This window comes from Streptomyces caelestis (assembly GCF_014205255.1).
In the GTDB taxonomy this organism is placed as follows: Bacteria; Actinomycetota; Actinomycetes; order Streptomycetales; family Streptomycetaceae; genus Streptomyces; species Streptomyces caelestis.
Map to the genome: position 1 here is coordinate 7,803,221 of NZ_JACHNE010000001.1, position 11,790 is coordinate 7,815,010.

Annotated in this window: 9 protein-coding genes and 1 tRNA gene; 7 read left to right on the plus strand and 3 right to left on the minus strand. The window is 74.2% G+C overall.

Annotated elements, in window-relative coordinates:
- Position 1: 1 nt before the first annotated feature.
- Complete coding sequence (locus HDA41_RS35490; protein WP_184991338.1) at positions 2-1,165, minus strand: Gfo/Idh/MocA family protein; 1,164 nt, start codon at positions 1,163-1,165, stop codon at positions 2-4.
- Positions 1,166-1,276: 111 nt separating this feature from the next.
- Here HDA41_RS35490 and HDA41_RS35495 point away from each other — a divergent pair, with 111 nt between their 5' ends.
- The 3 genes from HDA41_RS35495 (at position 1,277) to HDA41_RS35505 (ending at position 3,083) form a co-directional block, all read left to right on the plus strand.
- Entirely contained in the window at positions 1,277-2,275 is a 999-nt protein-coding gene (locus tag HDA41_RS35495) for a LacI family DNA-binding transcriptional regulator (RefSeq protein ID WP_184991340.1), read from the plus strand.
- Positions 2,276-2,651: 376 nt separating this feature from the next.
- Positions 2,652-2,948: a sulfite exporter TauE/SafE family protein gene (locus tag HDA41_RS35500; RefSeq protein WP_184991342.1), complete on the plus strand. Its 297-nt coding sequence runs from the start codon at positions 2,652-2,654 to the stop codon at positions 2,946-2,948.
- Between the two features lie 61 nt (positions 2,949-3,009).
- A tRNA-Pro gene (locus tag HDA41_RS35505) sits at positions 3,010-3,083 on the plus strand.
- Between the two features lie 385 nt (positions 3,084-3,468).
- Here the strand turns inward: HDA41_RS35505 and absR1 are convergent.
- A complete protein-coding gene (gene absR1 / locus HDA41_RS35510; RefSeq protein WP_184991344.1) occupies positions 3,469-4,554 on the minus strand; it encodes a beta-glucuronidase AbsR1 in 1,086 nt (361 codons plus the stop codon).
- Between the two features lie 95 nt (positions 4,555-4,649).
- Between absR1 and HDA41_RS35515 the strand changes: the two genes are divergently transcribed.
- The gene (locus HDA41_RS35515; protein ID WP_184991346.1) at positions 4,650-6,377 is read left to right on the plus strand and encodes a LuxR family transcriptional regulator AbsR2; all 1,728 of its coding nucleotides are present in this window, start codon (positions 4,650-4,652) and stop codon (positions 6,375-6,377) included.
- A 62-nt stretch (positions 6,378-6,439) separates the two neighbouring features.
- On the opposite strand, the gene HDA41_RS35520 is transcribed toward HDA41_RS35515, so the two are convergent.
- Positions 6,440-9,007, minus strand: a complete 2,568-nt coding sequence (locus HDA41_RS35520) for a CHAT domain-containing protein (RefSeq protein WP_184994011.1) — start codon at positions 9,005-9,007, stop codon at positions 6,440-6,442.
- A 178-nt stretch (positions 9,008-9,185) separates the two neighbouring features.
- Between HDA41_RS35520 and HDA41_RS35525 the strand changes: the two genes are divergently transcribed.
- From HDA41_RS35525 to HDA41_RS35535, 3 genes are all read left to right on the plus strand, one after another.
- Entirely contained in the window at positions 9,186-10,616 is a 1,431-nt protein-coding gene (locus tag HDA41_RS35525) for a S8/S53 family peptidase (protein ID WP_184991348.1), read from the plus strand.
- 62 nt (positions 10,617-10,678) lie between these two features.
- Positions 10,679-11,254: an RNA polymerase sigma factor gene (locus HDA41_RS35530; protein WP_376706835.1), complete on the plus strand. Its 576-nt coding sequence runs from the start codon at positions 10,679-10,681 to the stop codon at positions 11,252-11,254.
- Positions 11,255-11,259: 5 nt separating this feature from the next.
- On the plus strand, positions 11,260-11,748 hold the full coding sequence (locus HDA41_RS35535; protein ID WP_184991352.1) for a hypothetical protein: 489 nt from the start codon (positions 11,260-11,262) through the stop codon (positions 11,746-11,748).
- The last annotated feature ends 42 nt before the right edge of the window (positions 11,749-11,790 follow it).

An 11,790-nucleotide genomic window follows, 5' to 3' on the forward strand; every position in this document is an offset into this window, starting at 1 on the left:
GTCACCGCCGCGCGTCCACGGCCACCCAGGCCCCGCTCGCCACCGACCGGGACACGGCGTCCAGGACGGCCGCGCTCTGCACGGCGTCCGTGAGCGTGGCCCCGTGCGGGGCGCCCTCGGCGATCGAGCGCAGGAAGCGGTGAGCCTCGATCACCTTCAGGTCGTCGTAGCCCATGGCGTTCGCCGCGCCGGGCTGGAAGGCGGCGAACTCGCCGTGGCCCGGACCCACGTAGACCGTGCTGACGGACTGGTCCTGGTACGTCGTGCCCCGGCTGATCCCCAGCTCGTTCATGCGGCGGAAGTCCCAGAACACCGCGCCCTTGGTGCCGTGCACCTCGAAGCCGTAGTTGTTCTGCTCGCCGACCGAGACCCGGCAGGCCTCCAGCACACCGCGCGCCCCGGAGGCGAAGCGCAGCAGGCAGCTGACGTAGTCCTCGTTCTCCACCGGGCCGAGTTCGCCGCCGGAGGCGCGGCTGTGGCCCGCTGTCGCCCCGGTCGGACGGGCCCGCTCCGGCAGGAAGATCGCCGTGTCGGCCGTCAGGGACGTGATGTCGCCCAGCAGGTGACGGGCCAGGTCCGCGCCGTGCGAGGCCAGGTCGCCCAGCACGCCGCTGCCGCCCCGCTCCCGCTCGTACCGCCAGGTCAGCGCGCCCTCGGGATGGGCCGCGTAGTCGCTGAACAGCCGGACGCGGACATGCGTGACCGTGCCGATCTCCCCCGAGGAGATCAGCTCGCGGGCGGCCTCGACCGCGGGCGCGTTGCGGTAGTTGAAGCCGACGGTGCCCTGCACATCCGCCTCGGCCACCGCGTCCGCCACCGCACGCGCGTCCTCGGCGGTCAGACCCACCGGCTTCTCGATCCAGATGTGCTTGCCCGCCTCGGCCATGGCGACGCCGATCTCGCGGTGCAGGAAGTTCGGCGCGGTGATGCTGACCGCCTGCACCCGGGGGTCGGCGGCCACCTCGCGCCAGTCCCGCGTGGTCGACGCGAACCCGAACTGCGCGGCGGCCTCCTCGGCCCGGCCCGGCACCTCCTCGGCGACCGTGACCAGCGTGGGAACGAGGGGCAGCTGCGGATAGTGGTGCCGCACGCGCGCGTACGCCTGGGTGTGCACCCGCCCCATCCAGCCGAAACCGACGACGGCGACGCCGAGCGTGTCCACCATGAGAGCCCCTCTTTGGACCGTTCCAGAACCTGTCCATCCCACCCTGGGCGGGGTCTGACGTCGCTGTCAACCCTTTGACAAGGCGGCGACCCGCATGGAACGGTCCATCTCATGAGACCGCCGACGATCCGCGACGTTGCCGAACGGGCCGGCGTCTCCAAGTCGCTGGTCTCCCTGGTGCTGCGCGGCTCCGACCAGGTGCGCCCCGAGAAGCGCGAGGCCGTCCTCCGCGCCGCCCAGGAGCTCGGCTACCGGCCCAACGCCGCCGCGCGCAGCCTCAGCGAGCAGCGCACCCGTACCGTCGGCGTCCTGCTGAACGACCTGCGCAACCCCTGGTTCGTCGACCTCCTCGACGGCCTGAACTCCCTCCTGCACGCCAATGGCCTGCAGATGCTGCTCGCGGACGCCCGCCTCAACCGCCGCACCGGCCAGGACCCGGCCGATCCGCTCCTGGACCTCCGCGTCGACGGCCTGGTCGTGGTCGGCACCCTGCCCGACCCGGCGGCCCTCGGGGCGGTGGCCGAGCGCATCCCGGTCGTGCTGGCCGGCTCGCGCGAACCGGCGCCGCCGGGCGTCGACATCGTGGCGGGCGACGACGAACGGGGCGCCCGTCTGGTCGCCGAGCACCTGATCGGTCTCGGACACCGCCGTATCGCGCACATCGCGGGCTACGGCGCGGTGGGCGAGCTGCGGCGCGGCAGCTTCGAGGCGACGATGCGCCGGCACGGCCTCGCGGACCAGGTGGTGGTCGAGCCGAGCGACATGACCGAGGAGGGCGGCTACCGCACGACCGTCCGGCTGCTCAGCCGCCCCGAGCGGCCCACGGCCGTCTTCGCCGTCAACGACATCGCCGCCATCGGCGCACTCTCGGCCGCCGAGGAACTGGGGCTGCGCGTCCCGCGCGACCTGTCCGTCGTCGGCTACGACAACACGAGCATCGCCCGGCTGCGGCACGTGTGGCTTACGACGGTCGACAACACGAGCCATGAGGTCGGCCGCCGCGCGGCCCGCTGTCTCCTGGAGCGCTTCGAAGGCGCCTGCCGAGAGGGCCGGGTCCAACTCGCCACGCCCACCCTGGAGATCCGGGGATCGACAGCGCCGGCGCCCTGATCGCGCACCTCGCTGCCGGACGCCCCGTACCTGGCGACCGTCCGCCGGCTCCCGGCCCGCCTTCCCGGTCACCTCGGGCGCCCCGGAGGCGATCTGCTCGGGTGCGAGGGACTCGGGTTCGAGTTACGGCCGGACCGGGCGGACACTCCGTCGCCTCGCCGACCGCGACGGGGTCCGTCTGCGCTCAATACGGCGGACTACGACGTCGCCACCTGACCGGCGCCTTGACAGGCGGCACACTGACAGGGCTCCGGTGTCCGTCTCAACCCCTGTGCCGTGGTCGGGAGTTCCCGCCGACTCGCGTATTGTTTGCGGCATATGCCCGGGAGTTGAGATGCGCGAGGCATGCGATCGCGCAGGCGAAGGGGAACAGCACGTGGACGAGACGCGGCACCGACCCGTCCGGCGAGCCGAACTGACCGGAGGTGCCTGCACCGCTCTCCTGGCCGTCGCGGCGTTCGCGGGCCATGCCACCAAGGCGGGGCTCCCCTGGTGGGCCGTTCTCGCCGTCGCCGTCTCGACAGCGAGCCTCGCCGGCTGGACCGGTGCCCACCTCGGTCGCGGGCGACGGCCCTGGGGGGAATCCACGGAGCCCGGCGAGCAGATCCTCAACACGCACCCGCTCCTCGCTCCACGCCCCGAGCACCTGCCGCCCCAGGGGCCGCGAGGCTGAGCCCCTCACATGGGGTAGTGTTGAACCGCGTGATCAGGCGGTTCACCCGCGTGAGACGCGACGGGACGTGGCGCAGCTTGGTAGCGCACTTGACTGGGGGTCAAGGGGTCGCAGGTTCAAATCCTGTCGTCCCGACTGTGCGGAAACGCAGGTCGCAGGCCGTTCTCTCATCCATGAGAGAGCGGCCTTTCGTGCTTCGGTGGCGTGGTGGTCGCGACACTCAAGGGGAGCAGGTGCCCGAGCCGACGAACTGGCGCGTGTCGGTGTACGCGTCGTGGACCGCGACGGCCCACCGTGTGTAGTTCCAGCTCTTGTCGCTGTTGAACTCGCCGGTGAGTTTGCGGCAGACCGCCGCTTCGACGGCGCCTTCGAGGTTGGACTGGGAAGCGCGGCTGGACGGCGCGGCCGACGACGCCTGGCGTGGTCGAGGACGTCACCCACCCCCGATGAGGCGACGTCCTCGACCGCTCCCCCCGGTGCCGGACTGTGGCTCAGATGTCCGCGCGGCGGGTCCGTGCCGTCACCAGCACATCACCGCCGTCTCGCCGGAACCCCAGGCGGAGTACAGGCGTACGCGGACGACGTAGCGGCGGCCCTTGACGAGCCGGGCGCTGATCGTGGCGTTGTGCGCAGTTCCTCCGTCGTCCTGCCCGGCGAGGTAGCGGGGTTCCCCGTCCCGCTCCTCGAAGACCACGACGACGGCATCGCTGTCGCCGAAGGTGCCCAGCGTGTACGTGCGGGTCTGAGGCGGGTCGACGACGAAGTCGGCCTGTTCGCCGGGCCCGAGACCGAGCGGTGCCGAGCGGAACGGCACCAGCGCGGGCGGGCCCGCCGGAGGTACCGGCGGATACCAGCGGAGCGCGAACTCCTTGTCGGCGGCGGACAGGGTGCCGGGCGGGCTCAGACCCGCACGGTACTGCTCCGGCTCCAGGACCAGCCCCGACGAGAACGGATACTCCATGATCGACTGAGGGTCCCAGACGGAGCCGTTGGCCTCGTCCGGGTCGAGCTTGCGCAGGATGTTGTAGTGCGTGCGCTCCCGGCTCCAGTGGTGGGGCGGGCCCGCCAGTTCGGCGTACACGGCCTCGTCGTCCCAGTGAAGACCGGCGAACGGGCTCTGGTGCTCGTGCAGCATGCCGAGCGCGTGCCCGATCTCGTGCAGGGCCGTCCCGCGCTCCTCGGGCGCGGTCAGGTCCCAGCCGAAGTTCATGGTGCGCTCGTGCAGGCCGGCCTGCAGTGCGTCCCGGCCCACCGCCGACCAGGAGCCGGCGCCGAGCTGGAACCCGATGCGCAGTTCGGCCTCCGAGCGCTCGTCGACCTCGGCGAAGGCGATCCCGATGCCGAGGTCCCGCCACTCGTCGAAGCACTCGCGCACCACGTCCCGCTGTTCCTTGGTGCCGGCCCACGAGACCCGTCGCGTCATCCCCGTCCCCGGCACGGGGATGACGGACGCGTCGGTGTCACGGTCGACGAAGCAGTAGTGCAGGACCGTGCCGTTGACCCACATCCGCCGCCCGCTGGTGAGCGCGCTCAGCCGTTCGGCTGCCAGCCCCGGTGCGAAGGCGGGCGCCGGCGCCTGTGCCAGCGAGCAGTAGCGTGCGGTCATGGCCACAGCCTGCCCCGCGGCCGGTCCCTGGCGCCTGAGTCGGGGGCTACTCAAGTCGCCCTGTATCAGAAGTGAGTAGCCGCGCTCATGTCGGTGTGACGACTTACGAGCGGGACGCGACGACGCTGGAGCCGCCCTGGCCGTTCGCCGGGCGGGAGGACGAACTGGAGCTGGTCCGCCGGTCCCTGGCCGGCGCACGCCGCGGCATCGTGGTGACGGGCCCGGCGGGCTGCGGCAAGACCCGCCTCGTCACCGAGGCGATCCGCGGCACCGACTGCGCCCGGGCGGCGGGCACGCCGGAGAGCCGGGCCATCCCCTTCGCCGCGTTCGCCCATCTGCTGCCCGAGGCGGTCACCCTGCACCGCGCCGTCCAGCTCCTGTCAGGCGTACGGACGTTGGTGGTGGACGACGCCCATCTGCTCGACGACGCCTCCGCCGCCCTGGTCCACCAGCTCGCCGTGCACGGCCGCACCCGCCTGCTGGTCGTCGCCACGGACGGCACCCCGGTGCCGGGCGCGATCTCCCGGCTGCGGACGGGGGAACTCCTGCCGTGTCTCGGCCTGGAACGGCTGCCCGAGGAGGAGACCGCGCGGTTGCTCGCAGCCGGGGCCGGCCCTCTCGAACCGCTCACCGTCAACCGGTTGCGGCGCCTGAGCCAGGGCGATCTGCGGCTGCTGCGCGACCTGCTGGGGGCCGTCCGCGGGCTGCTGACCCCCATGCCGGGCACCGGCGAACGGGCGTGGCGGGGCCCGGTGCCGCTGACCACGGCCGTCCGCGAACGCACCGCCCATGTCCTCGGCCGCACCTGCCCGCTCGAACGGGAGACCCTCGACCGCCTCGCCTTCGCGGAGCCTCTGTCGCCGGCGCTGGCCGATCTGGACCTCGGGGCCCTCGAAGTCCTGGAGTCCGACGGCCTGATCGAGGTCGACGACGACCTGGGCGGCGTCCGCCTGGCCCACCCCCTCCACGGCCCGGTGCTCAGAGCCGCGGCCGGCCGGCTGCGGGCACGCCGGCTGTCCCGGACACCGGACGCGTACGCCGTCGCCCTCGACGCCGAGTCGGCCGCCCTGGCCCGCCGGATCGACCAGGACGACGTACGGGAGATGCCCACGCCGGTGGGGGAGTGGCTGGTCGCCGAGGGCGGCCCGCTGCCCGGTCGATACGCCGCCGTACGCGCCCGGTTCGCCCGGCTGCGGGGGGAGTTGCGGGAGGCGGCGGCCTGGGCGAGGGAGGGCCTGCGGGGCGATCCCGGGGACGCGTCGTGCCGGCGGGAACTCGCCCGCGCCTCCGCACCCGTGGACAGCCGCGGGGAGCTGGACTTCGAAGCCCTCGCCGAGCCCTACGACGCCGTCCGTCTCGGCGCCCCCGAGAAGGTCATCGACCGGCTGACCGGCGTGTTCGCCCGGCACGCCGACGCGCTCACCCGCGCCGACGGCCCGGCCCTGGACGAGGTGGCCGAGGAGCTGGAGCGGCGCGGCTTCACGCTGTTCGCCGCGGAGGCGCATGCCCAGGCCGTGCGCGCTCACCGCGATCCGAGCGCCGCCCGGCACTCCCGCACCCGGGCCGTCGCCCTGGCCCGGCGATGCCAGGGCGCCCGCACACCCGCCCTGTCCGGGCTGGTCCTCGGCGAACTCACCGCCCGGCAGCGGCAGATCGTCACACTCGCGGCGGCGGGCCTGAGCAACCGGCAGATCGCCGAACGCCTCACCCTGTCGATCCGGACCGTCGGCAACCACCTGTACAGCGCCTACGCCCGCCTCGGCGCGAGCGACCGCGGTGCCCTGCCCTGGCTGACGGAAGTCCCGCAAGCCCAGCCGGCCTAAGGGCTTCTGAAAGAAGCCCTGGCCGCACCCGGACCGGCGGCCTGACCCGCACAGGGGACGGGTCAGGCCGCCCCGAACGCCGAGAACGCCCACCCCGTGGCCTGGTGCAGCGCGTCGCCCGGCAGGGCGGCCCGGGCGTCGCGCAGCGCCTCCGCCAGGGACAGTCCGGCCCCGAGGCCCTTGTGCAGCGCGAGCATCAGCGGCACCACCGCGGCGTCGTTGACGGGCGCGCTGCACGCCACCACCCCGGCCGTGCCGAGCGGCAGCAACGCCGTGACCAGGCCGAGCAGTTCGTCGGCGCCGACGGAGGCGAGGAGAGCGGTGTCGCAGCAGGACAGGATGATCCGGTAGGGGCTGCGGTCCAGACGCTCGAAGTCGTGCACGACGATCGGGCCGTCGGCCATCCGCAGCGAGGAGAACAGCGGGCTGTCCGCGCGGAACGTGCCGTGCGCGGCGATGTGCGCCAGCGCGGCCCCGTCCAGCTCCTCCAGTACACGCGGCACCCGCGCCTCGTCGTCCTCCAGGACGGTCGCACAGGCGTAGCGCCCGGCCAGTTCGGGCACCTCGGCGCCGCCCGTGGCCAGGCCCGGGCCGCGTACCAGCACATGGCGGCCGTCCGGCGGCGGCGCGGTCTCCCGGGCCCGCAGCCAACTGCCCGCCGACGGCGAGACGCTGAGCACCCGTTCCCGCAGCGACGGCAGCAGCGCCCACGGCACCCGGTGCAGCCGCCCCGGCGGCACGATCACCACCGGGCCGCCGCCCAGGTGCGCCGCGGCCGGCCCGAGCAGCAGCTCCTCCAGCCGCCGCCCCGCGGCCTCCACCACGGGAAGCCGCGCCTCGGCCCCCGGATGCGCCAGCCGCCGCAGTCCCGCCTGCACGTGCTCGGCCTCGGTCTCCGCGTCGGCCAGCAGCCCGGCCTCGAACCGGCGCACCCGTCCCTGCCCGCACAGCAGCACCTGCACCCGTCCGTCGAGCACGGCGAGTTCCACCAGCCGGACCTCGTCGCCCAGCCGCTCCAGCAGCCGGCCGACGTCGAACCGGTCGCCGCCACCGGGGGTCTCACCGCGCATGTGCAGCGTCCGGGAGCGGATCTGCCGCTCCAGGCGCCGCTGTTCACGCTCCAGTGCCGGAACCGGCCGGCCCTCCATCCGGGCGGCCTCCGCGCGGGAGGCGATCTCGCGGAAGGCGGTCATGCCGCTGAGCAGTTCCGGGTCGGCGGGCGGCCGGGTCGGCGGGGTGGACAGCACGGTGGCCCGCCAGCGCTCGCTCCACACCAGCAGCCGCCGCGGGCCGCCGGAGACCAGACTGGCCCGCCCGGCCAACGCGGCCAGTTCCGCGCCCTGTTCGGTGGCGCGGGCCCGCAGCTCCGAGGCGCCCAGTGTCATCCGGTGGTCGTCGAGCACGTCCAGGCCGCGCCGGCAGGCCTCCAGGACGCCCCGGGCCGACCCGGCGGCCCGGGCCCGCAGCGCCTGCGCCGCCCAGCCCGTCAGCCGCGCCAGCGGCGGGCCGCTTCGTCTGCTGCGGGCGGCGACGGCCAAGTGCCGTTCCGCGTCCGCCGTCCAGCCCAGACCCAGCGCGATCCGGCCCGCGAGCAGCGACGCCTCCGGCGCGGCCGGCGCGCCGAAGGCGGCCAGTTTCCCGGCCACCGCGGCGGCGTCGGCGACCAGCCGCCCCGAGCCGCGCCCGGCCGCGTGCCGCGCCTCGATCAGCACCAGCCGGGCGTGCGTCTCCCACCAGGTGCGCCGCTGCCCGGCGAACAGCCGTACCGCCAAGGCGGCCCGGGCGATCGCGGTGTGCGGGTCCCCGGCCAGTCGTGCGGCCCGCGCGGCGGCCAGCAGCAGCTCCGCCTTGCGGGTGGACTGCCCGCCGATCCCGTCCAGCTTCCCGATCGCCGCGTCCGCCTCGGCCAGCGCCTCGGGAGCCAGCCCGGCCGCCATGAGCACCTCACAGCGCCGGATGTTCAGCATGAACGTCGGCGTGCCCAGCCGGGCGTAGCGCTCCTCCGCCTCGTCGAGCAGCCGCAGCGCCGCCGGCACGTCACCGGACCGGAACGCGGCGAGCCCGCGGCTCTCCACCGCGTCGGCCTTGTCGTGCTCCTGGCCCGTGGTGTCCCACAGCGCTTCCGCCGCCGTGAAGTCCGCCTCGGCCCGCTCCACCGCCCCCAGCGCCAGATGCACGGTCGCCCGCAGGGTCAGCGCCCGCGCCGTCCAGATCACGTCCTCCGCCTGGCGCAGCACGGGAATCGCCCGGCGCACGTCCTCCAGCGCCTCGCGATGGTGACCGAGCACCCACCACACGTACGCCCGCCGGTACAGCACCCGCGCCCGCGTGTGCCCGCCGCCGCGCGCGACCCCCCGCTCGAACGCCGCCAGGCCCTCCCGGGTCCGGCCCGCGTGCACCAGTGCCACGCCCAGGGTGGCCAGCACGTCCGCCTCCCGGTCTGCCGAGTCCGCCCGCGCCGCGTACTGCCGGGCCCGCCGCAGATGGCTCAGCGCGAGCCGCAGATCACCGAAGTCCCGCTGCCAGATGCCGATCACCTGGTGGGCGACGGACGCGTCCAGCGGGGAGGGATCGGCGTCGAGCAGCGCCCGGGCCCTCGTGAGAGCCTCTCCCGGGTCGGCGAACACCATCGGCAGCAGTTCCGGCACCGAGTCGCTTCCCGCTGTCACGCCTCGGATGGTAGTGGCCCCGCAACCGCAGCACACAGGGTCGGCGCTGTATCAAAAGACGGCCCGGCGGCTCTTGTCGACGAGTACCGACGACCGTGCGCCGCACCGACCGACGCCGTCGCCCAGTGGGAGGACCCGCATGGCACCTCAGCGATTCCACGAGCAGTTCGACCAGATCCAGCGCGCGATGCCGGACGTCCCCCTGGCGACGGGACCGGACGACTCGGCCGAGTTCATGTACGAGAAGGGTGTCGTCCTCGTCCGCGACGGCGAGGAGGCCCGGATCGTCGAGGACACCGTACGGGCGCACTTCACGGCGGCACCCGACCTCGACCAGGACCAGGTCCGCCGGGCGGGCCCGCGGACCAACCGCAGCGGCGTCACCCGCATCCGGGTCGGCGACCCCGGCGAGGGGAGCCGGGGAACGGACCGGGCCGTCGCGCAGGCACTGCGGTCCGTGCGCGAGCGCGAGGCCCGGGCCGGGCACCGGATGGCCGCCCGCAACCACGTGGTGCACATCGCGGTCAACGCCTGCCCCGGCGACGAACCCGTACCCGTCCCGGTGAGCGAGCCGCCCAACCCGGCGGCCGCCGACACGGCCTACGACCCGGACACCGCCGTCGGCGTCCTCGTCGTCGACACCGGCCTCGCGCACGACTACCGCTCCTGCGCGCTCCTCGCCCACACCGACGGCGACGCCCAGGTCCAGGAGTGCGACGAGCAGGGGATCCTCCAGCAGTACGTCGGACACGGCACGTTCATCGCCGGGCTCGTCGCCGCCGTCGCGCCCAACACCGACATCACCGTGCGCGGCAGCCTCAACGACGCGGGCGCGATCCTGGAGTCGGAGTTCGGCGAGAAGCTCTTCGAGGCCGTCGACGCCGGCGGCTGGCCCGACGTCCTCAGCCTCTCCGCCGGCACCGCCAACGGCCGCACCGACGGACTGCTCGGCGTGGAGAACTTCATGCGGGAACTGCGCGAGCAGCGCACCCTGCTGGTCGCCGCCGCCGGCAACAACGGCAGCGCCACCCCCTTCTGGCCCGCCGCCTACGCCGATCTGCCCGGCTGGGAGGACTCCGTGCTGTCGGTCGGCGCGCTGCGCAGCGACGGCGAGTCCGGCGCCTGCTTCACCAACCACGGCCCCTGGGTGAACGTCTACGCCCCCGGTGAGCGCCTCACCAGCGCCCTCACCGGCTTCGAGACGCCCGTCCCGTACGTCTACCAGCACTCCACCTACGACGCCTGCCGCTACGGCTTCACCTACGGCTGCACGTGCCAGTACCCCAGCCACACCGGTGTGCTGAGCGACGAGAACGCCTCCGCCAAGCCGGACCAGGTGATGTTCGAGGGGTACGCGCAGTGGAGCGGCACCTCCTTCGCCACCCCCGTGACCGCCGGCCTGGTCGCCGCCTACATGACGGCGCACAAGGAGACCGATCCGCGCGCGGCCCGGCGGCACCTGCTCGCCGCCGGCACCGGGGTCGCGGACGTGCGCGGGGCGCACGTCCCCGCGCTGCGCCCGCCCACCTGGCGCCCCGTCCCGGTCGTGCGTCTCGCGGCGGGGCTGTGAGGCCCGGAACCGCCCCCTCCACGGCGTACGATGACGTGCCGTACTCGAGGGGTGGGGCTGCCGTGGACCGTAGTGATGCCGGCGCGCTCGTCCAGGCCGCCGCCGACGGCGACGCGGCGGCCTGGAAGGCGCTCGTGGAAGGGCTGAGCCCCCTGGTGTGGTCCGTGGTGCGGGCCCACCGGCTGTCCGACGCGGACGCCCACGAGGTCTACCAGACCGCCTGGTTCCGCTTCGCCCAGCACCTCGGGCGGATCCGGGAACCCGGCAAGGCGGGCGCGTGGCTGGCGAGCACCGCCCGCCACGAGTGCCTGAAGGTCATCCGGAGCTCGCAACGGCTGACCCTGACGGACGATCCCCAGCTCCTGGACCGGATCAGCGAGGACGGCACGCCGGAACAGTCGCTGCTCGACTCCGAGGAGGCCGCCGCCCAGAGCGAACGCGTACGGCGGTTGTGGCAGGAGTTCGAGGAACTGGGCGAGCGGTGCCGGCAGTTGCTGCGGGTGCTGATGGCCACGCCGCCGCCCAGCTACCAGGACGTGTCCGCCGCGCTCGGGATCGCGGTGGGCAGCATCGGGCCGCTGCGTCAGCGCTGTCTGCGGCGCCTGCGGGACCGGCTCGAAGCGCGGGGGGCGATGTGAGCGACATGAGCGACGACATGAACGGCGACGTGTTCGGCGAAGACGACTGGGACGACCAGGAGTTCGACGCCGGGCTGCTGGAGGAGGAACTCCGGCAGGCCGCCGCCGTCCTGGACCCCGTGCCGGCGGAGCTCCAGCAGATCGCCGTCGACGCCTACGCGCTGCACGACCTGGAGGCCCGTGTCGCGGAGCTCACCTTCGACTCGCTGGTCGACGCCCTCCCGGTCCGGGGAGCCGGCGACGCGCCCCGGATGCTGACCTTCCGGGCGGGCGAGGTGACCGTCGACGTCGAGGTGACCGCAGACGGGCTGATGGGCCAGGTGCTGCCGCCGCAGCCGGCCAGGATCGAGGTCCTGAGCGGACCACGCCCCGGCCCCTCGTTCACGGCCGACGACCTGGGCCGCTTCACCGCCGACGCACCGCCGTCCGGCCCGTTCGCCCTGCGGCTGCGGACCGGCGGGGACGTGGTGGTGACGGAGTGGCTGCGGGCCTAGGGCGACCCTTGCGCACCACCTCCGCCAGGGCCGGGTCGAACT

Coding starts and splice junctions, on each gene's coding strand:
- HDA41_RS35520 (WP_184994011.1), bottom strand. CDS start 9,007: ATGGTGTTCGCCGACCCGGGAGAGGCTCTCACGAGGGCCCGGGCGCTG.
- HDA41_RS35495 (WP_184991340.1), top strand. CDS start 1,277: ATGAGACCGCCGACGATCCGCGACGTTGCCGAACGGGCCGGCGTCTCC.
- absR1 (WP_184991344.1), bottom strand. CDS start 4,554: ATGACCGCACGCTACTGCTCGCTGGCACAGGCGCCGGCGCCCGCCTTC.
- HDA41_RS35525 (WP_184991348.1), top strand. CDS start 9,186: ATGGCACCTCAGCGATTCCACGAGCAGTTCGACCAGATCCAGCGCGCG.
- HDA41_RS35490 (WP_184991338.1), bottom strand. CDS start 1,165: ATGGTGGACACGCTCGGCGTCGCCGTCGTCGGTTTCGGCTGGATGGGG.
- HDA41_RS35535 (WP_184991352.1), top strand. CDS start 11,260: ATGAGCGACGACATGAACGGCGACGTGTTCGGCGAAGACGACTGGGAC.